This is a genomic window from Micromonospora sp. NBC_00362 (assembly GCF_026342155.1).
In the GTDB taxonomy this organism is placed as follows: Bacteria; Actinomycetota; Actinomycetes; order Mycobacteriales; family Micromonosporaceae; genus Micromonospora; species Micromonospora hortensis.
In genome coordinates this window covers 2,985,671-3,006,358 of record NZ_JAPENH010000001.1, presented here as the reverse complement: position 1 = coordinate 3,006,358, position 20,688 = coordinate 2,985,671, and the positions used below count along the sequence as shown (strand labels likewise).

Below are 20,688 nucleotides of genomic sequence, written 5' to 3'. Positions count from 1 at the left end.
GTACGTACGTCTTGTTAAAGTCTCGGTCATGCGCCTGCTTCCCCCGCCGGGTCCGGCCCGGGTCCTCACCCTCGGCACTCTGGTCAAGACCGTCGGGCGGGGCCTCTGGCTCGTCGCCAGCGCGCTCTTCCTCACCCGGTCGGTCGGCCTGTCGGCCACCCAGGTCGGCGTCGGGTTGACCATCTCGGCCCTGGTCGGTGTGGTGGCCAGCGCCCCAAGCGGCTACCTGGCCGACCGCGTAGGCCCCCGCGGTGTGCAGGTCGGCGCGCTGTTCGTCGCCGGCACCCTGACGGTCGGCCTGGTCGCCGTCCGGTCGTTCCCCACGTTCCTGCTGGTGGGAGCGGCCACCGCGCTGGCCGACGCGGTCGAGCGAGGTGCCCGCGGCGCGCTGATCGCCGGAGCGATCCCCGCCGACCAGCGGGTCCGCACCCGCGCCTACCTACGGGCCACCACCAATGTCGGGATCTCCGTCGGCGCCGTCCTCGGCGGCTTCGCCATCGCCGCCGACACCCGAACCGGATACGTCGCGCTCATCCTGGCCTCGGCGGCGACATCACTGGCCGCAGCGGTGGTCTTCCTTCGACTGCCAGCCGTCGCCCCGGTCGCCGCCCCGACGCACGGCCCTCGGCTGGTCGCCCAACGGGACCGCCCGTTCCCCGCCTTCACAGTGGTCGACGGGCTGATGTCGATGCACTTCAGCCTGCTCACCATCGCCCTGCCGCTGTGGATCGCCGGCCACACCCGGGCCCCCGCCTGGATGGTCTCCGCGTTGACGCTGGTCAACACCGTGCTGGTGGTGCTCCTTCAGGTACGCGCCGCGAATACCGCCGCCACACTGCCCGGAGCCGCCCGCGCCGCCCGCCGAGCGGGCGTGGCCATCGCCCTGGCCTGCGTACTCTTCGCCGCCAGCGGCGCGCTGCCCACCACCGGCGCGGTGTGCCTGCTCGGCCTCGGCGCGCTCGCGCACGTCACCGGGGAACTGTGGCACTCCGCCGCCGGCTGGGGGATCTCCTTCGGGCTCGCGCCGGCGGACGCCCAGGGGCAGTACCAGGGGGCGTACGGCATGGGCTACGAACTGGGCAAGATGCTCGCACCGGTCGTGGTGACCACCCTCGCGCTCGGCTGGGGCGTACCTGGCTGGCTCGTGCTCGGTGCGCTGTTCCTCCTGCTCGGAGCCCTGGTGCCCCCGGTCGTCCGCTGGGCCGGACGGACCCGGCCGATCAGTGGGCCAGCAGAACCGGTGCCGGCCTCGCCACTCGACCGGCGGAGTGGGGGGTCGATCTGGCAGGCTGATAGTCGTGCTGACGGTGCCGGTACGCCAACTGGGGGAATCGGAGCGCCGCGCGGTCGAGCGACTGCTCGACCATGACCCGTTCGCGGGCGCGCAGGTCGCCGAGCGGATCGCCGCGCGCGGACTCTCCTGGTGGCGAGCCGAGGGCAGAATCCTGGGGTACGGGGCTCGCCGCAACCTTGAGTCACTCTGCTGGCTCGGCGGCAACCTGACCCCGGTGCTGGCCAGTGACGCCGCGGTGGCTGCCTTCGCCGACCTGCTCGCGGGCGAGGAACGGCTCTGCTCCTCGATCGTCGGCCGCGCCGATGCCGTCCTCGGGCTGTGGGACCGCCTCTCCGACACGTGGGGGCCAGCGCGAGACGTTCGCCCCAATCAGCCACTGCTGGTCACCGACACGCTGCCGCCCGTACCGGCTGATCCGGAGGTACGCCAGGTTCGCTCCGGCGAGGTCGACCGGCTCTTCCCGGCAGCGGTGTCCATGTACACCGAGGAGGTCGGCGTCTCCCCGCTTGCCGAGGACGGCGGACGCAGCTACCGCCGGCGGGTCAACGACCTGGTCCGGACCGGCCGCGCGTACGCCCGCATCATCGACGGCAAGGTCGTGTTCAAGGCCGAACTGGCAGTGGTGACCAAGCGGACGGCGCAGATCCAGGGCGTCTGGGTGGCACCGGAGTGGCGAGGCAGGGGGATAGCGACCGCCGCCATGGCAGCCGTGGTCCGCGACGCGCTGCTGCGGGTCGCCCCCACCGTCAGCCTGTACGTCAACGACTTCAACCTCCCGGCCCGCCGCGTCTATGAGCGCTGCGGCTTCCAGCCGATCGGCACCCTGGCCACAGTCCTCTTCTGACCGCTGCCGGTTGCCACGCGCGGCGGCGGTGATGTCCCGCAGATCTTGGACACTTTCCGTTCGCGCTGGACGGAAAGTGTCCAAGATCTGCGGATTCAGGTCTGCGGACTCGGAGCAGAGGAACACCGCTGGCCGGCACCCGGGGTTGCGGGTGCCGGCCAGCGGTCGGTGTCCTGCTGTCATCTTGTCGTGCCGTGCTGTGGTGCGGGTCAGCTGTTCCAGTGCTGGCCGACCAGGTCGGTGGCCTGCTGCTCCCACTGGGCGTAGGCGTCCGGGTACGCCGACACCTGTACGGTCTGCGCGGCGTCGGTCAGGGCCATGTCCTGCCACCCGTCGACCTGCTTGAGGCCCTTGAGGAACGCGGTCGTGGAGTAGGTGGGGTCGGTGATCTGCTCCGGCGTGCCCCAACCCGAGCTCGGGCGCTGCTGGAACAGGCCCAGCGAGTCGTGGTCGTTCAGGTCGCCCAGGTGACCCAGGTTCTCCAGCTTCGACTCCTGCAGGCTCGTCGCGATCGAGATGACCGCGGCCCGCTCGGGGAGGCCGGCCTTCTTCGTGGCGGCGATGATCGCCTTCACGTTCGCGGTCTGCTCGTCGTTGAGGCTGATGTGGGACTGGTCGCCCTGCGGCTTCGGCGCCGCCGACTGCACGGCCACCGCGACGGGCTTGGCATCCACGGCCGGGGTGGCGGCGTGGGCGGCGATCGGGCCGGCGAAGACACCGCCGGCGAACGCGAGACCAGCAACAGACAGCATGCTCTTACGGAAGATCGTGTTCATGGGGGTAGCTCCTTCGGGGGTAGAACACCCACACCGCCAAAAAGGGGGAACGGCGGTGACGGGGTGTGAGCACCTCGTCCGGCGCTGCATCAAACGGGGAAAAAGTCTTGGGGGGTGACACCGTGTGGGGCGTCGGGTCGGCGACCTGCCGAGCGCGGGGGCTCGTGGCGCCGGGACCCTGTGCAACGACCCGAGGGCCGGGGTCATTCCGGGGGGTGGCCCACCTGCCGGCACCCTCGTCGAGGCGGTGCCTGCGGTCGTTCGTAGGGGTTGTAACGACCGGGGGGCCGGGGTCATTCCGGGGGGTGGCCCACCTGCCGGCACCCTCATCGAGGCGGTGTCCGTCGGTCGTTCGTGGGGACTGCAACGACCGGGTGGAGCCTGGCATTCCAACCTGCGCGACCAGCCCTCAGGGGTCGGGCGGCGGGCCGGTGGTACTGCGATCGTCAGGGTATGTAACGACCCCGCCCCGGCCACGATTCCGGCCTGAGGGTGCGCCCAGTCACCACCCACAAACACCCACAACGCACAGACCACCCACACCCACCGGGCCGACAGCGCCGAACCGGCCCTCACCTGCGTGATCCACTCGGGTTCACGGAAGTCGGGCATCCTGGACGGCCCGGACGGCGCGACTTGAAGGAACCCGAGTCGACAAGAAGCGTCCGATCGCATCGCGATCGGCTACATCAGGCCAGACCGTGTAAAACGCCTAAATTGCCGGCAGGGCTGCCGGCACCGTCCCCCGGGCCCGCCGGCCCTGACCTGCCCACCGCGCCGGCTTCGCCGCGGGCCTGCCGGTTCTGACCGGCCGGCCGCGCCGTCTCTGACCCCCTGATCCGCCAACCCCCGGGCCCGCCAACCCCCGGGCCCGCCAACCCCCGGGCCCGCCAACCCCCGGGCCCGCCAACCCCCGGGCCCGCCAACCCCCGGGCCCGCCAACCCCCGGGCCCGCCAACCCCCGGGCCCGCCAACCCCCGGGCCCGCCAACCCCCGGGCCCGCCCACTGTGCCGTGCTTGCCGGCTTTGCCACCGCCGTCTGCGGGGCTGACCCCGAAACCGCCGGTTCGGCGCCCCCTGTCTGGTTCAGGTATCGGGCGGTGCGGCCGTGGCCGCAGCATCGAGCAGGTCGGCTGTCCCGCTGGCGGAACGGACGGAAGCCCAGCTCAGAGACGGGAAAATCGGTTGAGTTGACGGGGTGGTGCCGGCAGGCTGAGGTCTCCGCCACCCACGTCCCGGAGGACTTTTCATGCGCCTGCTCCGTGATCTGTGGGGGACTTCAACCCGTCGTGTGACGATCGTGGCCGTCCTGATCGTGCTGGGCGCCGCAGGGCAGGCGGGCGCGTCGGCCCTGGCCGGCGCGGTGCTGGTGCATCGTTCGGCTGGCTTCTTCGTCGTACTGGCCGCAGCCCTTGTCGCCGTGGTCCTCAGCGACCTCGCGGTGAGTCTGTTGATGGCCGGCCTGACCGCCGACTGGTCCGCCGACGTGCGTCGCCGGCTCTGCCGTGTCGCTCTCGGGCAGGACCTGCCCACCCTGGAGACCACTCCGGTGGGCGAGCTGCTGGACCGGATCGACGGGGACGTCTATCAGGTGGCGTCGGCAATTCGTAACCAAGGCACCCGGCTCGCCCAGGGTCTTTGCGTCGGTCTGTTGTCGATGGGCGTGGCGGTGTTCGTGTGGTGGCCGGCGGGGATCGCGATGCTGCTGCTCACTGTGGTGCTCGCGGTCGGCCTGCGCCGGCCCACGGCGCGGATCGGCCCGGCCCGGATGGCCGAGGAGGAGGCGTGGTCCGACCTGGCCGCCGTGATGGAGGAGGCGGTGCACGGCCAGGACGACGTACGCACCAGTCTGGCGCGGCCGTACGTGCTGCGGTTGTACGCCCGGCGGGCCTCTGCCGTGCTGTCCCGTGGCCTGGTGGTCTGGGTGCTGTCCGCCCGGGTGGCGACGGTGGCCACCGCGACGATCCGGGCGGGCATCGGCGCGGTGGTGCTCGGCGGTGCCTGGGCGTTGGCTACCGGCCGGATCGACGCCGCCCGGCTCACCGCCATCTGGTTGCTCGCCCTGGCCTTCGGGGCGACAGCGGAGCACGTCAGCCGGATGGTGCCGGAGATCCAGGAGGCGCTCGGCGCGTGGGCGCGGGTGCAGTTGCTCTACAAGGCCCGGCAGGAGCCGGTCGGCGGGGCCAGCCCGAGCGAGGGTGACCTGCGCATTCGGGACCTGACATTCGGGTACGGGGAGAGTGACCGGGGGGCCGCGCTGCGCGGGCTCAGCCTCACCTTCGCGCGCGGTCGCGCGTACGCGCTGATCGGGCGGACCGGTTCGGGCAAGTCGACGCTGGCGAAGGTGCTCACCCGGGCGGTCGACGTGCCGCCGGGCACTGTCTTCCTCGGCGGCACCGACCTGTGCGACCTCGACGTCGAGCAGCTGCGCCGCTGGGTGGCGTTGGTGCCGCAGCGCACCGAGATCCTTGCCGGCACGCTCGCTGAGAACGTGGCGCTCTTCGACCCGGAGTTGCTCGACGCGGCGGCTCGGGCGCTCGACGAGCTGGGCCTGGCCAGCTGGATCGCCGAGCTGCCGGACGGGTTGACGACCCGGCTGGGGGAGGGCGGGCACGTGCTCTCCGCCGGTCAGGAGCAGTTGGTGGCGTTCGCCCGCATCCTGGTCCGGGAGCCGCACGTGGTGATCCTCGACGAGGCCACCGCACGGCTGGACCCGGTCACCGAGGCGCGGGTGCAGCGGGCCACCGAACGACTACTGCGCGAGCGGATCGGCATCGTCATCGCGCACCGGCTCTCCTCGGTGCGCCGCTGTGACGAGGTGGTCGTCCTGGCCGACGGCGCGGTGGTCGAGGCCGGTCCGCTGGAGACGTCGACCCGCTTCGCCGAACTCCTGGCGACCAGCCACGCCGCCGCGTACGCCGCAGTGGCACCGGCCGGTCGCACCGGCGTCGGCACCGACCTTCTGGTCGGCCCCGGCCCGGACGCGTGGCCGAGCGGGCCGGCACCCGCGCCGACCGAGCCGATCGTGGCGAACGAGCACGCCGCCTGGCCGACCGAGCCGATCGTGGCGAACGAGCACGCCGCCGCCTGGCCGACCGAGCCGGCATCGACGCGGGCTGAGCCGAACGCGAAGGCCACGCGGGAGACACCGCCCGACAGCACGCGGGACGCGGTCGGGCCGACCCGGGCCGACCCGCCGCCGCTGCCGCCGATGCCGCCGGCCCGGACACTGCGGGAGATCTTCCGACTCTGCACCAACGATCCCCGGTACGGTGCGGCCGCGATCGTGCTGTTCCTCGGGCTCAGCCTGCTCGGGCTGGACGGCCCGGTGCTGCCCTGGCTCTGGGCGGACCTGGTCGACGGGACGGGCAACCCGTACCTGCCGGCCATGGGGATCGTCGCCGGGTTGCTGGTCACCCTGCCGCTGCCGTTCTACACCCACGTCTGGTTCCCGCAGTGGTGGGTGCGGCAGATGCTGCGGATCGGCCTTCGCCTGGTGCACGGCCAGACCGGGCCGCGCCGGGTCAGCTCACACACCCCCGCCGAGGTGGTGGCGCAGGGCGGGGACACCGAGCGGGTGGTCCAGCTCGCCGACAACGTGCTGGACCAGACCGTCGCGCTGGTGCTCGTCGTCGCCATGACGGCGGTCACCGGCAGCGTCGTACCTGGGCTGTTCTTCCTCGGCACGATGGTCGTCTCCGGGCTGGCCGCGACGTTGTTCGGGCCGAAGCTGGAGCGTGCGGCCCGGGCGACGGTGGCGGCGCGGGCCTCCTTCGCCACGGCGCTGGTCTCCGCGCTCTCCGCGGCGCGGACGGTGAAGCTCGCCGGCGCGACCACTGCGGTGCTGCGCCACCTGGCGAGCCTGGACGTGCTGCGCAGCGACCGGCAGCGACGGGAGATCTCGGTGCAGGTGTGGGCGCGCTCCACACCGTCGATGGCCAGTGGGCTGTTGCCGATCGGCGCTTGGGCGCTCTACCTGAACGGCTCGCTCTCCGCCGGGGCGGTGCTGGTGGCCGTCTCCACCCTGGGCGCGGCCCGCTGGTTCGCCTGGACGACTGCCTCGTTGATCTCCCAGCTGCCTTCGGCGCGGGTCTGGACCCAACGCACTGCGGCGATGACCGGGGTGAGCGCGTACTCAGCGGGGGTGCCGGAGGTCGACCTGACCGCCGGGACGGCGCCGGCGCCGACCATGCCGCCCCGGCATCCGCTGCGACGGCTGGAGCTGCGCGGTTTCGGGGTGGTGCACTCCGACGGCACGGTGGCCGTGCGGGACGTGAACCTCACCGTGCAGCGGGGGCAGTTGGTGCTGGTCGTCGGGCCGGTGGGGTCGGGTAAGTCCTCGTTGCTGCGCGGGCTGGCCGGGATCGTGCACCACACCGGCGAGCTGGCCTGGAACGGTGACCCGGTCACCGAGCCGGAGCTGTTCCTGCGTCCCAACCAGGTCGGCTACGTCGGTCAACTGCCCCGGGTGCTCTCCGGCACGGTGGCCGACAACATCGCCCTCGGGCACCAGGTGGACGCGGCGGGGGCGGTCAGCACCGCCCAGCTCGACCATGACCTGGCCGCCGCCGGTGGTGGGCTGGGCCTGCTCATCGGGCACAAGGGCACCCGGCTCTCCGGCGGGCAGTTGCAGCGGTTGGCGTTGGCGCGGGCGTTGGCCCCGCGTACCGAACTGCTGGTCGCCGACGACGTGTCGTCGGCGCTGGACGTCACCACCGAGCTGGCGCTGTGGCAGGCGTTGCGCGGCCACGGGGTGACAGTTGTCGGCTCGACAGCGAAACGCGCGGCGTTGGTCCGGGCCGACCACGTCGTGGTGCTGATCGGCGGCACGGTGGCCGCCCAGGGCACCTGGCAGGACCTGGAGGGCGACTGGTCGCACCTGGCTGGCTGACCGGCGGTCGGGCGGCCGCTCACGCGGCGGCCGCCCGGCCGGCCGAGATCAGGAGGCGCGGGCGTACTGGGCGGGGCCGGAGTACGCGAGGCCGAGCTTCGCGGCCGCCCGGCGCGGCCAGTACGGGTCGCGCAGCAACTCCCGACCCAGCAGCACCAGGTCGGCCTCGCCGCTGGCGACGATCTGCTCGGCGTGCTCGGGCTCCACGATGAGGCCCACCGCGCCGGTCGGCACGCCGGCCTCGCGGCGGATCTGGGCGGCCAGCGGCACCTGGTAACCCGGGCCGAGCGGGATGCGCTGGTCAGTGCTCACCCCACCGGAGGACGCGTCGACGAGGTCGACGCCGACGCCGGCCAGCTCACCGGCGAGCACCACGCTGTCCTCGATCGTCCAGCCGCCCTCGACCCAGTCGGTGGCGGAGATCCGGGTCAGCACCGGCACGTCCTCGCCGACAGCGGCGCGCACCGCGCGGGCCACCTCCAGGGTCAGCCGCATCCGGGCCGCGCGGTCGCCGCCGTAGGAGTCGGCGCGGTGGTTGGTCAGTGGCGAGAGGAACTCGTTGAGCAGGTAACCGTGGGCGGCGTGGATCTCCACGGCGGCGAAGCCGGCGTCCAGGGCGCGAACGGCTCCGGCCGCGAACGCCTCGACCACACCGGCGATGCCGGCCTCGTCGAGGCTGGTCGGCGTCCGGTAGCCGGCGGTGAAGGGCTCCGAGCCGGGTGCGACGGGCGTCCAACCGCCCTCGGCGTCCGGCACGCCACCGCGCTCGGGTGCCCACGGCCGGTAGGTGGAGGCCTTGAAGCCGGCGTGCGCGAGCTGCACGGCCGGCACCGCGCCGTGGGCGGCGACGAACGCGGTCACCGGTCGCCAGGCGTCGACGTGCGCACCGGACCAGAGGCCGGTGTCCTGTGGGCTGATCCGGCCCTCGGGGAGTACGGCGGTCGCCTCGGTCAGCACCAGGCCGGCACCGCCGACCGCGCGGCTGCCGAGGTGGATCAGGTGCCAGTCGGTGGGCAGGCCGTCGGGGCCGGCGGAGTACTGGCACATCGGTGCCATGGCGATCCGGTTGGGCAGTGTGACCCCGCGCAGGGCCAGGGGAGTGAACAGGGAACTCATGGGGTCATCCTCTCCGACACGGCGACGGGCCCCCGGGGAGAGGGGCCCGTCGCCGTGCTGGTGAATCGGTCAGGCAGGAACAGGGCTGAGCTCGGGCCGGGTGTCGGCGACCGGCTCCGGGTCGGTCAGGTCACGCCGGCCGGCGGACTCGTACGCGGCGCGGTCGAGAGTGCCCTCGCGGGCGGCGACCACCGTCGGCACCAGCGCCTGCCCCGCGACGTTGGTGGCGGTGCGGATCATGTCCAGGATCGGGTCGATGGCCAGCAGCAGGCCGGCGCCGGCAAGCGGCAGGCCCAGCGTGCTGAGGGTCAGGGTGAGCATCACGATCGCGCCGGTCAGACCGGCGGTGGCCGCCGAGCCGACCACCGAGACGAAGGCGATCAGGAGGTAGTCGCCGATGCCGAGCTGCACACCGAACACCTGGGCCACGAAGATCGCGGCGAGGGCCGGGTAGATGGCGGCGCAACCGTCCATCTTCGTGGTGGCGCCGAAGGGCACCGCGAACGAGGCGTACTCGCGGGGCACGCCGAGCCGCTCGACGGAGCGCTGCGTCACCGGCATGGTGCCGACCGAGGAGCGGGACACGAAGGCCAGCTCGATCGCCGGCCAGGCACCGGCGAAGAAGCGCAGCGGGTTGAGGCGGCCGGCCAGGATCAGCACCAGCGGGTAGACCACGAACAGCACGATGGCGCAGCCGACGTAGACGGCTGTGGTGAACTTCGCGAGGGGGGCCAGCAGGTCCCAGCCGTACGAGGCGACGGCGTTGCCGATCAGGCCGAGGGTGCCGATCGGGGCGAGCCGGATGACCCACCAGAGCGCCTTCTGGACGATCTCCAGCAGGGAGCGGTTCAGCGCCACGAACGGTTCGGCGGCGTCGCCGACCAGCAGGGCAGCGGCACCGATGACGACGGCGAGGAAGACGATCTGGAGGACGTTGCCCTCGACGAACGCGCCGACCGGGTTGGTGGGCACGATGCCGGTGAGGAAGTCGGTCCACGAGCCGGTGTTCTTCGGCGGTGCCGCGCCACCCAGGTCGAGGGTCACGCCCTTGCCCGGGTTGGTGAGCAGGCCGAGGCCGATGCCGATGCTCACCGCGATCAGCGCGGTGATGCCGAACCACAGCAGGGTCTTGACGGCGAGCCGGGCGGCGTTGGCGACGCCGCGCAGGCTGACCACGCTGACCACGATGGCGGTGAAGACCAGCGGCGGCACGGCCAGTTTGAGTAGTTGGACGAAGAGGCTACCGACTGTGTGCAGGGTGCTGGTCAGCCAGCTCAGGTCGTTGCTGCGGGCAACGAAGCCCAGCGCGACGCCGAGCACGAGGCCGAGCAGGATCTGCACGGAGAAGGGGATTTTGCGCAGGCTGAAGGGCATGAGGATGTATCCAATTGTCCGGTCCGATCGGGGCAGGCGTAGGAACGCGGCTAGCCCGGACAGATGCCACTGGCCTGCAGTCGGAGATCGACATACAGGCGGACAGTGAGGCCCCAGACATTGGTCATCGCTGGCCGACGATACGCCGATTCCCGCTCATCGGAAGGACCGGACAGCGTGAGGCTCCTTACAGAGGGCCAGCGCGGAGGCGGTGCCCAGACCCCACAGCACCGCGAGGGCGAGGATCAGCCGCTCCAGCACCCCCACCACCGGGCCTCGACCGATCACCAACATCGCCAGCCCCACCGTGGCACAGAGCGGCAGGGCCAGCACGGCCGCGACGCCGGCCAGCCGACGCACCGTCCGGCCGGCCGACCCGGAAACGGCCAGCGTGATCATGGCGAAGACCACAGCGGCGGTCGCCGCGATGCTCGCGCCGCCGTGCACCAGGTCCGCCGTCGTCGCGCGCTCGAACGGCGGCAACGGGCAGCCACCGGAACAGGTCACCGCCCCGGACACGGCGGTGAACACGGCCCCGGTGGCGAGCAGCGCCGGGGCCGCCGCCCACACCCCGGGGGGCAGCGCCGCGCCGATCAGCAGCAACGCGCCGGCAAGGGCCAGGATCCCGATCCGGTACGTCGCGGCGTGGGCGCTGCCGGCGATGCCCGCCTCGCTGACGTACCCGGTGAGCCCTGAACCGGGACCGGCGACCACGGCGAGCGTCACCGCCACCGCACCGGCCAGCGTGCAGCCGGCCGCCGCGGACCCGGCGACCCGGCGGGCGACCTCGCCGCGGGCCCTCGGCACCGTCGGGGCGGCCGGCCGACCCGGTTCAGCCACGCCCGTGCGGCGTGCTCCAGCCGGACTCGTCCGGCCCGAGTGGCACGATGCCGCTGGGATTGATCTCCCGGTGCGTGCCGTAGTAGTGCCGCTTGATGTGGTCGAAGTCCACCGTCTCGCCGAAGCCCGGCGTCTGGAACAGGTCCCGCGCGTACGCCCAGAGCACGGGCATCTCGGTCAGCTTGTCGCGGTTGCACCTGAAGTGCCCGTGGTACGCGGCGTCGAAGCGGACCAGCGTGGTGAACAGCCGCACGTCCGCCTCGGTGATCGCGTCGCCCATCAGGTAGCGCTGCCCGGACAGCCGCTCGGAGAGCGCGTCCAGCCGGGCGAAGAGCGCCCGGAACGCCTCGTCGTACGCCTGCTGGGAGGTGGCGAACCCGCACCGGTAGACGCCGTTGTTCACGTCGATGTGGATCTCGGCCATCAGCGCGTCCATCTCCGGGCGCAGCGCCTCCGGGTAGAGGTCCGGCGCGCCCGCACGGTGTAGCGACCGCCACTGCGTGGAGAAGTCGAGGGTGAGCTGCGGATAGTCGTTGGTGACCACCCGGCCGGTCACTGTGTCGACGAGCGCCGGCACTGTCACCCGGCCGGTGTAGTCCGGGTCGGTGGCCAGATACGCCTCGGAGAGGAAGCTCACGCCGAGCACCGGGTCGAAGCCGTCCGGGTCGAGGGCGAACGCCCAGCCCCGCTCGTCCCGGATCGGGTCGACGGTGCCCAGCGAGATCGCGTCGTCCAGCCCGAGCAGGCCACGCACGATCCTCGCCCGGTGCGCCCAGGGGCAGGCCCGGCACCAGACCAGCCGGTACCGGCCGGCCTCCAGCGGCCAGCGGTCCTGCTCGTCCGGGCCGCCGCCGGGCGGCGAGGTGGAGTCGGCGGTGACCCGACCGGTGAACCGGTTCGGCTGGCGGACGAACGCGCCACCGCCGCTGGTCTCTGCGCTGAACTGGGCCCGGGCCATGCCGTCAACCTATCCGCTGCCCGCGCGGATATCCTGGCGGCCGGCAGCCCTCGTGACCCGGTGGGCGTGCCCCACCCCCGCCGTCTGCACCCCCTAAGGACTCGCGATGACCGTGGCATACCTGGTGGCCGGTGTCCGCACCCCGATCGGCCGGTACGCGGGCGCGCTGGCCGGCGTCCGCCCCGACGACCTGGCCGCGCACGTGATCCGGGAACTGGTCGCCCGCCACCCCTCGGTGGACTGGGCACGAGTCGACGACGTCGTGCTTGGCTGCGCCAACCAGGCCGGCGAGGACAACCGCAACGTGGCCCGGATGGCGGCGCTGCTGGCCGGCCTGCCCGAGGAGGTGCCGGGCAGCACCGTCAACCGGCTCTGCGGTTCCGGCCTGGACGCGCTCGCCACCGCCGCCCGGTCCATCGTCGCCGGGGACGCGGAACTGGTGATCGCCGGCGGGGTGGAGAGCATGAGCCGGGCGCCGTTCGTCATGCCGAAGGCCACGTCGGCGTACTCCCGCTCGGCCGAGGTGTACGACACCACACTGGGCTGGCGGCTGGTGAACCCGTTGATGCGTGACGGGTGGGGGGTCGACTCGATGCCGGAGACGGCGGAGAACGTGGCCGCCGAGTACGGCGTGAGCCGCGCCGAGCAGGACGCCTTCGCGTACCGGTCGCAGCAGCGTGCGGCCAAGGCGCAGGCCGACGGCCGGTTCGCCGAGGAGATCGTGGCGGTGTCGGTGCCGGCCGGTCGTCGGGAGACCCGGCTGGTCGAGGTCGACGAGCACCCCCGGGAGACCACGCTCGCGAAGTTGGCCGCGCTGCCCACCCCGTTCCGCGACGGCGGCACTGTGACCGCCGGCAACTCCTCGGGTGTCAACGACGGCGCTGTCGCGTTGCTGGTGGCCAGCGAGGCGGCGGTCGCCCGGTACGGCCTGACCCCGCTGGCCCGGATCGTCGGCGCGGCGGCGGCCGGTGTGCCACCCCGGATCATGGGGATCGGCCCGGTGCCGGCCACCCGCAAGCTGCTCGACCGCGTCGGCGTCGAGATGGGCGCTGTGGACGTGGTGGAGTTGAACGAGGCGTTCGCCGCGCAGTCCGTGGCGGTGTTGCGTGAGCTGGGGCTGCCAGTGGACGCCGACCACGTCAACCCGAACGGTGGGGCCATCGCGCTGGGGCACCCGCTCGGTGCCAGCGGCGCGCGGCTGGCGTTGACCGCCGCCCTGGAGCTACGCCGTCGCGGCGGCCGTCGGGCTCTGGCCACCATGTGCATCGGCGTTGGTCAAGGCATCTCGCTGTTGCTGGAGTCAGCCGCCTAGAGTGGTCCACACCACACGACCCGCGGGTCGACCGGTGCCCACGCGTGCCCGCTGCGCGCCCCGACGCCGGTGCCGTCCCGCGCCGCGGCGATGAACTGGGGAGCACGCTGATGCCGGACGGACTGCCTACCGAGATCGATCTGACCAGGCCGAGCGCGGCCCGGGTGTACGACTACTTTCTGGGTGGGGCACACAACTTCGAGATCGACAGGCAGCTGGCGGAGCAGATCGCCAGCATGACCCCGAATCTCGCCGCCACCATGCGCTCCGGTCGGGAGTTCCTGCGCCGGGCCGTCCGGGTGCTGCTCGACGCCGGCATCGACCAGTTCCTCGACATCGGCTCCGGAATTCCCACGGTGGGCAACGTGCACGAGGTGGCGCAGGGGGTGAACCCCAAGGCCCGCGTGGTGTACGTCGACATCGACCCGGTGGCTGTCGCGCACAGCCGGGAGTTGCTGGCTGGCAACGAGCTGACCGGTGTCATCCACGCCGACCTGCGTGAGCCGGAGCGGATCCTCGCCGAGACCCGACAGCTCGGGCTGATCGACTTCGGTCGTCCGATGGGGATCCTGCTGGCCGGGGTGGTGCACTTCATCCCGGACGCCGACCGGCCCGAGGCGATCCTGGCCACGCTGCGGGCCGCTGCCGCGCCGGGCAGCTTCCTGGTCGTCTCCCACTCCACCTTCGAGGACCAGCCGCAGGAGATGCTGGACGCCCAGCGCCTCTCCGCCCGCACCGCCACCGAGATCACCCTGCGCTCCCGCGCTCAGGTCACCGGCTTCTTCGGCGACTGGACCGTAGTGGAACCGGGCGTGGTGCACATGCCGCTCTGGCGCCCGGACTCACCGTCCGACGTGGACGAGCACCCGGAGCGGTTCGGCGCCTTCGGGGGCGTCGCCCGGTACGACCAGCCCGCCGGCTGATCCCGTGGCCGCCGTCCCGGACCCCGCCGGGGTCGATTCCGGTCGGGGCCCCGCCGCGGTCGTCGCCGGCCGGGACCCCACCGGGGTCGTCACCGGTCGGGCGGACGCCCAGGGGTACGCCGCCGACTGGGCCCGCGCGGTGCGTCGGCTCGGTTTCGTGCCGCTCAGCGTGGCCGAGACCGAGCGGCTGCTGCTGGCGCAGACGATCCGGCTGGCCCAGGCGGTACGGGCGGAGCCGTTCAGCGCCCACCCGGCCGAGGAGGTCGGGCGGGCACTGGTGGAGGCGCACCTCACCGAGCCGCAGGCCCTGGAGTGGACGCTGCACGCGCTCGGCGCGACCTTTGGGCGTCGGGTGCTGTGCGACGGTGACCGGCCGGCCGACCTCGCCGACCGGATCGCGGCGGTGCAGGGCGGGCTGGCCGCCGGGTTCGCCCGGGCGCTGCGCGACCGCACCTTCAGCCAGCAGGAGCGGATCGCCCGGTCGGCCTGGCAGGCGCGCGACGAGGTCGAGCAGGCGCTGCGCGAGAGCGAGGCACGGTTCCGGGCGGTGTTCACCGGCGCCGCGATCGGGATCGGGATCGCCGGCGTGGACGGTCGGATCATCGACGTCAACCAGGCGTTCGCCGACATGCTCGGCTACTCGATCGAGGAGTTGCGCGAGATCAACGTGTCGGCGCTGTTCCACGCCGACGACGCCGCCGGGATGTGGGAGCTCTACCAGGAGCTGATCGAGGGAAAGCACGACGCCGCCCGGGTGGAGAAGCGCTACCACCGCAAGGACGGCACAGTGGTCTGGACGGATCTCGCCGTCTCGCTGATCCGACACGATGGCCGGCCGCGATTCACCGTCGCGATGATCGAGGACATCACCGAGCGGTACGAACTCCAGCAGCGGCTGCGCTTCCAGGCGCTGCACGACCCGCTGACCGGGCTACCCAACCGGACGCTGTTCTTCGAGACGTTGGGACGGGTGCTCGACACCGCTGACGCCGGGCAACGCGTCGGGGTGTGCTTCCTCGACCTGGACGGCTTCAAGGCGATCAACGACAGTCTCGGCCACGACCTCGGTGACCGGCTGCTCGTGATGATCGGCCGGCGGCTGGCCGCGTGCGTGGCCGACCACGGCCACCTGGTCGCCCGGATGGGGGGCGACGAGTTCGTGATCCTCGTCGACGGAGGGGACGACACCGACGACCCGGTCGCTGTCGCGCAGGCCGCGCTGGCCGCCGTCGCGGCTCCGGTCCACGTCGGTGAGCACCAGTTGGCCGTCTCGGCCAGTGTGGGCATCGTGCAGTGTCCGGCCTCGGAGACCACCGCGTCGGAGCTGATGAAGGCCGCGGACACCACGCTCTACTGGGCCAAGGCGGCGGGCCGGGGCCGGTGGGCGGTCTACGACCCGGAACGCGGCGCCCGGGACATCGCCCGCTCGGCGCTGGTCGCCGGGCTGCCCGCAGCACTGGAGCGGGGCGAGTTCGTGCTGCACTACCAACCGATCGTGTCGCTGCTGGAGGGCACCATGCTCGCGGTGGAGGCGCTGGTCCGTTGGGAGCATCCGGAGCTGGGGTTGATCGGGCCCGACCGGTTCATCGGCCTGGCCGAGGAGACCGGTCTGATCGTCCGGCTCGGCGAGTGGGTGCTGCGGCAGGCCTGCGAGGACGCCGAGCGGTGGTGGCGGGAGTTCCCGGACGCCAGGCTGGTGGTCAGCGTCAACCTGGCCGCCCGGCAGGCCGACGAACCGGCCATCGTGGACACCGTCGCTGACGCGTTGCAGACCAGCGGGCTGCCGGCGGAGTTGCTTCAACTGGAGCTGACCGAGAGCGCCGTGATGGGCAGTGCCGGTGAACCCCTGCGCAGCCTGCACCGGCTCGCCGCGCTCGGCGTCCGGCTGGCTGTGGACGATTTCGGCACCGGGTACTCCAACCTGGCGTACCTGCGCCGGTTGCCGATCCACTGCCTGAAGCTCGCCGGTCCGTTCGTCGAGGGCATCCGCGCGGACGGGACCGACGTGGCGGCCGACCACCGCGACGAACGGATCGTCGACGCGTTGGTCCGGTTGGCGCACGCCCTGGAGTTGTGGGTAACGGCCGAGGCGGTGGAGACCGGCGTGCAGGCGGAACGGCTGCGGGCGCTGCGCTGCGACACCGGGCAGGGCCGATACTTCGGTGCGCCCGCCCCGGCCGACGTGATCACCGCCCGGCTGCGCGGCGGAGTGCTGGCGTGAGCGAGCGCAGCGAGCGAATCACCAGGCACGGCGGCGTGGCGCGAGGCTACGGCACGCGGCGAAGCGGAGTGCCGGCGTGAGCGGGGGCCGGTCCGGTCCGGAGGGTGGCGACGGAGGATGGCGGCGTGGATCTGACGGACTCGCAGACGGCGGTGACAGTGGTGGCCGGGCTGGCCATCCTGGCCGGGTTGGCCGGTGTGGTGGTGCCCGGTCTGCCGGCGCTGCCGCTGTGCTGGGGTGGCGTGCTGCTGTGGGCGGTCTTCGGTGGCGCCGGCCTGGGTGGTTGGGCGGTGTTCGCCGCCGCCACGCTGGTCGCCGGGGGTGGCGCCGTAATCAAGTACGCGTGGCCGGGCCGGAACCTGAAGCGCACCGGTGTGCCGACGTCCACGCTGCTCGCCGGTGGGGTGCTGGGCATCATCGGGTTCTTCGTGGTGCCGGTCGTCGGCCTGGTGCTCGGCTTCGTCGCCGGGGTGTGGGCGGCGGAGCGGCTGCGGTTGGGCAGTAACCAGCTCGCCTGGCCGTCCACGGTGCAGGCCCTGAAGGCTGCCGGCCTGTCGATGCTTGTGGAGTTCCTGGCCGGTCTGCTCGTCGCCGCCCTCTGGGTAGCAGGGCTCCTCCTGACCTGACCTGACCTGACCGGCCTTGCTCCGCGATCTTGCACTTGCTGTCCCGACATAAGGGGCATCAACGCCGATCTCGACAACCGAAAGTGCAAGATCGGCGGGGCGGGGCTCGGCGGGGTGGGGTGGGGTGGGGTGGGGTGGGGTTTGTGGGGCGCGGGGCACTTTTCGGGTACGGCGGAGTGGCCGTACGTGAGAGAGAGGCGTGCCCCGCGCCACCGGGTCGGGCGGTCCGAGCGCCCGGGGTGGGCCCTTGTCGGGCCTGGTCACTGGTCCAGGATGCCGGCCGGGGCAGCCGGTCGGCAACGCAATTAGCCCGACGGCGGTGAGGTTCCCACCGACTACGTATTGACCGCCTTGATCGGCCGGGTCGACACTTTGCCCACTCGCACGCGGAACCACCTCAGGGAGGTGTGCAGTGGCCACGACGCCCGTGCCGACCGCCGAGCAACCGATGGACGACGACGCCCGGCGGCTCGCCGAACTCGGCTACAAACAGGAGTTGCGCCGTAAGTGGAGCGGCTTCTCCAACTTCGCCATCTCCTTCTCGATCATCTCGATCCTGGCCGGCTGTTTCACCACGTTCGGTCAGGCGTGGAACAACGGCGGGCCGGTCGCCATCTCCTGGGGCTGGCCGCTGATCTCGCTGTTCATCCTGATCATCGGCTTCTGCATGGCGGAGTTGGTGTCGGCGTACCCGACAGCGGGTGGGATCTACTGGTGGGCGGCCACCATGGGCCGCCCGGTGCACGGCTGGTTCACCGGCTGGCTGAACCTGATCGGTCTGGTGGCGGTCACCGCCTCGGTGGACTACGGCTGTGCGACGTTCCTCAACCTCACCCTGTCGGCGCTCTTCGACGGCTGGGCCGGGACGCTGCGTCAGGCGTTCGTCCTCTTCGTGATCATCCTGGTGCTGCACGGGCTGATCAACATCTTCGGGCACCGGATCATCGACGTACTCCAGAACGTCTCGGTCTGGTGGCACGTGGCCGGCGCGGCCGTCGTGGTGGCCATCCTGGTCTTCGTGCCCGACAACCACCAGAGCTTCCAGTTCGTGTTCACCGAGCGGTTCAACAACTCCGGCTTCGGCGACGGGGACATCGGCGGGCTGACGTTCTGGTTCTACGTGCTGCCGCTGGGCTTCCTGCTGACGCAGTACACGATCACCGGCTTCGACGCCTGCGCGCACGTCTCCGAGGAGACCCGGGGCGCCTCGCAGGCCGCCGCCCGCGGACTCTGGCAGTCGATCTTCTACTCGGCGGTCGGTGGCTGGATCCTGCTGCTGGCGTTCCTCTTCGCGGCCACCGACGTCGAGGCGGTCAACGCCGCCGGCGGCTTCTCCGGTGCCATCTTCGAGTCGGCGCTGACCCCGGTCTTCTTCAAGATCGTCATCATCATCTCGACCATCGGCCAGTTCTTCTGCGGCATGAGCTGCGTGACCTCGATGAGCCGGATGGCGTACGCGTTCAGCCGGGACCGTGCCGTACCGGGATGGCGCCTGTGGTCGACTGTCGACCGCAACGGCACCCCGGTCAACGCGATCATCGGCGCCACAGTGGCTGGCCTGGTGCTGACCCTGCCGGCGCTGTACGAGAGCTCCGCCGGTATCCCGATCGCGTTCTACGCTGTCGTCTCCGTCGCGGTGCTCGGGCTCTACCTGTCGTTCCTCATCCCGATCGCGCTCCGGCTGCGGATGGGCGACCGGTTCGTCCCCGGGCCGTGGACGCTGGGCCGCAAGTACAAGCTGCTCGGCTGGATCGCGGTGATCGAGATCGCGATCATCGCCGTCTACTTCGTGCTGCCCATCGTGCCCGCCGGGGTGCCCGGCAACGACGGGTTCACCTGGTCGGCGGTGAACTACGCGCCGCTCGCCGTCGGCGGGGTGCTCCTGGTGGTCGCCGTCTGGTGGTACGCCTCGGCCCGCACGTGGTTCACCGGCCCGGTTCGTACCGTCGAGGAACCCGCTGTGGCGGCCGACCCGGCGCCGGCCGACGGCCCGACCTGATCGGCACCCGGCGGGACGGGCGGTGCTGCCGTCCCGCCGGCCGACGGTCGGGTTTGCCGCACGTGCCGCCGGGGGCATTGACGGTGATCCGGTTTGCCAGTAGACCTTGGTGATGGAGGCCCGCGAATGAGGAAAGCTCCGCTCACGCTGGAACAACTGCGGGTCGCCGTGACCGAGGGCGAGATCGACACCGTGGTGCTGGCCCTCGTCGACATGCAGGGCCGGTTGCAGGGCAAGCGGTTCCACGCGCCCTTCTTCCTCGACCAGGTGGTGACAAACGGCAGCGAGGGCTGCAACTACCTGCTCGCCGTGGACGTCGACATGAACACCGTCGACGGGTACGCGATGTCGAGCTGGGAACGCGGCTACGGCGACTTCGCGATGGTGCCGGACTTCGCCACGTTGCGCCGGGTGCCCTGGCAGCCCGGGTCAGCCCTGCTGCTGGCCGACCTGACCTGGCTCGACGGGTCCGGTGACGTGGTCGCCTCGCCCCGGCAGATCCTGCGCCGGCAGCTGGACCGGCTGGCCGAGCACGGGCTGACCGCGTACGCCGGCACCGAGTTGGAGTTCGTGCTGTTCCGCGACTCGTACGAGGACGCCTGGCAGCGTGGCTACCGCGACCTCACCCCGGCCAACCAGTACAACGTCGACTACTCGCTGCTCGGCACCGCCCGGGTGGAGCCGCTGCTGCGCCGCATCCGCGTCGAGATGGCCGCCGCGGGGCTCACCCCGGAGAGCGCCAAGGGCGAGTGCAACCTCGGGCAGCACGAGATCGCGTTCCGGTACGACGAGGCGGTGGCCTGCGCCGACCATCACGTGATCTACAAGAACGGCGCCAAGGAGATCGCCGCCCAGGAGGGGATGGCGATCACCTTCATGGCCAAGCCGAACGAGCGGGAGGGCAACTCCTGCCACATCCACTTCTCGCTTCGGGACTCCTCCGGCTCGTCGGCGATGCTCGGTGACGGACCGGCGCACCTGTCGCAGACCGGGCAGCGGGTGCTCGCCGGACTGCTGGCCACCATGCGGGAGTTCAGCCTGCTGTTCGCCCCGAACATCAACTCCTACAAGCGCTACCAGCCGGGGTCGTTCGCCCCGACGGCGCTGCGCTGGGGTGTCGACAACCGCACCTGCGCGCTGCGGGTGGTCGGGCACGGGCAGGGCATGCGCGTGGAGAACCGGGTCCCCGGCGCCGACGTCAACCCGTACCTGGCGATCGCCGGGCTGGTCGCCGGGGCGCTGCACGGCATCGACGGCGAGCTGGAGTTGGGCGCGGAGTGCACCGGTAACGCGTACGACGACCCGGAGGCCGAGCGGGTCCCCGGCACCCTGCGCGACGCCCTGGCCCTCTGGGAAGACTCCACTGTGGCCCGGGAGGCGTTCGGCCCTGAGGTGGTGGCCCACTACGCCAACCAGGCGAGGGTCGAGCTGGCCGCTTTCGACGCCGCGGTGACGGACTGGGAGCTGACCCGTGGCTTCGAACGCCTCTGACCGCGTGACAAAGGGGGCGGCGG

At 72.0% G+C, this 20,688-nt stretch carries 14 protein-coding genes; 9 read left to right on the top strand and 5 right to left on the bottom strand.

The genetic code is table 11. The features are described from left to right. Positions 1-28 precede the first annotated feature (28 nt). Entirely contained in the window at positions 29-1,369 is a 1,341-nt protein-coding gene (locus tag OG992_RS13600; protein WP_266303400.1) for an MFS transporter, read from the top strand. Continuing rightward, a complete protein-coding gene (locus OG992_RS13595) occupies positions 1,299-2,138 on the top strand; it encodes a DUF4081 domain-containing GNAT family N-acetyltransferase (protein WP_266303399.1) in 840 nt (279 codons plus the stop codon). Before OG992_RS13600 ends, OG992_RS13595 begins: the two co-directional genes overlap by 71 nt. A 209-nt stretch (positions 2,139-2,347) precedes the next feature. On the opposite strand, the gene OG992_RS13590 is transcribed toward OG992_RS13595, so the two are convergent. Beyond that, on the bottom strand, positions 2,348-2,914 hold the full coding sequence (locus OG992_RS13590) for a hypothetical protein (RefSeq protein WP_266303398.1): 567 nt from the start codon (positions 2,912-2,914) through the stop codon (positions 2,348-2,350). Positions 2,915-4,163: 1,249 nt separating this feature from the next. Between OG992_RS13590 and OG992_RS13585 the strand changes: the two genes are divergently transcribed. Further along, positions 4,164-7,805, top strand: coding sequence for an ABC transporter ATP-binding protein (locus OG992_RS13585; RefSeq protein WP_266303397.1), 3,642 nt, complete (start codon positions 4,164-4,166; stop codon positions 7,803-7,805). 48 nt (positions 7,806-7,853) lie between these two features. Here the strand turns inward: OG992_RS13585 and OG992_RS13580 are convergent, their stop codons facing one another. The 4 genes from OG992_RS13580 to OG992_RS13565 form a co-directional block, all read right to left on the bottom strand. Beyond that, complete coding sequence (locus OG992_RS13580; protein ID WP_266303396.1) at positions 7,854-8,921, bottom strand: NADH:flavin oxidoreductase/NADH oxidase; 1,068 nt, start codon at positions 8,919-8,921, stop codon at positions 7,854-7,856. Between the two features lie 69 nt (positions 8,922-8,990). Then, positions 8,991-10,283 carry a dicarboxylate/amino acid:cation symporter gene (locus tag OG992_RS13575; protein WP_238686868.1) on the bottom strand — a complete coding sequence of 431 codons (1,293 nt, stop codon included), beginning with the start codon at positions 10,281-10,283 and terminating at the stop codon, positions 8,991-8,993. Between the two features lie 168 nt (positions 10,284-10,451). Continuing rightward, complete coding sequence (locus tag OG992_RS13570; protein WP_266303395.1) at positions 10,452-11,135, bottom strand: DUF998 domain-containing protein; 684 nt, start codon at positions 11,133-11,135, stop codon at positions 10,452-10,454. After that, positions 11,128-12,093 (bottom strand): glutathione S-transferase family protein, encoded by a 966-nt coding sequence (locus tag OG992_RS13565; protein ID WP_238686851.1) that lies wholly within the window; start codon positions 12,091-12,093, stop codon positions 11,128-11,130. The genes OG992_RS13570 and OG992_RS13565 overlap by 8 nt, the downstream gene beginning before the upstream one ends. Before the next feature lie 106 nt (positions 12,094-12,199). Here OG992_RS13565 and pcaF point away from each other — a divergent pair, with 106 nt between their 5' ends. The 6 genes from pcaF to OG992_RS13535 all read left to right on the top strand — a co-directional run bounded on the left by pcaF (position 12,200) and on the right by OG992_RS13535 (position 20,665). After that, on the top strand, positions 12,200-13,405 hold the full coding sequence (gene pcaF, locus OG992_RS13560) for a 3-oxoadipyl-CoA thiolase (protein ID WP_238686850.1): 1,206 nt from the start codon (positions 12,200-12,202) through the stop codon (positions 13,403-13,405). A 110-nt stretch (positions 13,406-13,515) separates the two neighbouring features. Continuing rightward, positions 13,516-14,328 carry an SAM-dependent methyltransferase gene (locus OG992_RS13555; RefSeq protein WP_266303394.1) on the top strand — a complete coding sequence of 271 codons (813 nt, stop codon included), beginning with the start codon at positions 13,516-13,518 and terminating at the stop codon, positions 14,326-14,328. 4 nt (positions 14,329-14,332) lie between these two features. After that, complete coding sequence (locus OG992_RS13550; protein WP_266303393.1) at positions 14,333-16,549, top strand: bifunctional diguanylate cyclase/phosphodiesterase; 2,217 nt, start codon at positions 14,333-14,335, stop codon at positions 16,547-16,549. A 125-nt stretch (positions 16,550-16,674) separates the two neighbouring features. Next, the gene (locus tag OG992_RS13545; RefSeq protein WP_112638544.1) at positions 16,675-17,175 is read left to right on the top strand and encodes a DUF456 domain-containing protein; all 501 of its coding nucleotides are present in this window, start codon (positions 16,675-16,677) and stop codon (positions 17,173-17,175) included. Positions 17,176-17,587: 412 nt separating this feature from the next. Next, complete coding sequence (locus tag OG992_RS13540) at positions 17,588-19,174, top strand: amino acid permease (RefSeq protein ID WP_266303392.1); 1,587 nt, start codon at positions 17,588-17,590, stop codon at positions 19,172-19,174. Positions 19,175-19,300: 126 nt separating this feature from the next. Then, entirely contained in the window at positions 19,301-20,665 is a 1,365-nt protein-coding gene (locus OG992_RS13535) for a glutamine synthetase family protein (protein WP_238686846.1), read from the top strand. Positions 20,666-20,688 lie beyond the last annotated feature (23 nt).

Coding starts and splice junctions, on each gene's coding strand:
- OG992_RS13600 (WP_266303400.1), top strand. CDS start 29: ATGCGCCTGCTTCCCCCGCCGGGTCCGGCCCGGGTCCTCACCCTCGGC.
- OG992_RS13590 (WP_266303398.1), bottom strand. CDS start 2,914: ATGAACACGATCTTCCGTAAGAGCATGCTGTCTGTTGCTGGTCTCGCG.
- OG992_RS13585 (WP_266303397.1), top strand. CDS start 4,164: ATGCGCCTGCTCCGTGATCTGTGGGGGACTTCAACCCGTCGTGTGACG.
- OG992_RS13580 (WP_266303396.1), bottom strand. CDS start 8,921: ATGAGTTCCCTGTTCACTCCCCTGGCCCTGCGCGGGGTCACACTGCCC.
- OG992_RS13565 (WP_238686851.1), bottom strand. CDS start 12,093: ATGGCCCGGGCCCAGTTCAGCGCAGAGACCAGCGGCGGTGGCGCGTTC.
- pcaF (WP_238686850.1), top strand. CDS start 12,200: ATGACCGTGGCATACCTGGTGGCCGGTGTCCGCACCCCGATCGGCCGG.
- OG992_RS13555 (WP_266303394.1), top strand. CDS start 13,516: ATGCCGGACGGACTGCCTACCGAGATCGATCTGACCAGGCCGAGCGCG.
- OG992_RS13535 (WP_238686846.1), top strand. CDS start 19,301: ATGAGGAAAGCTCCGCTCACGCTGGAACAACTGCGGGTCGCCGTGACC.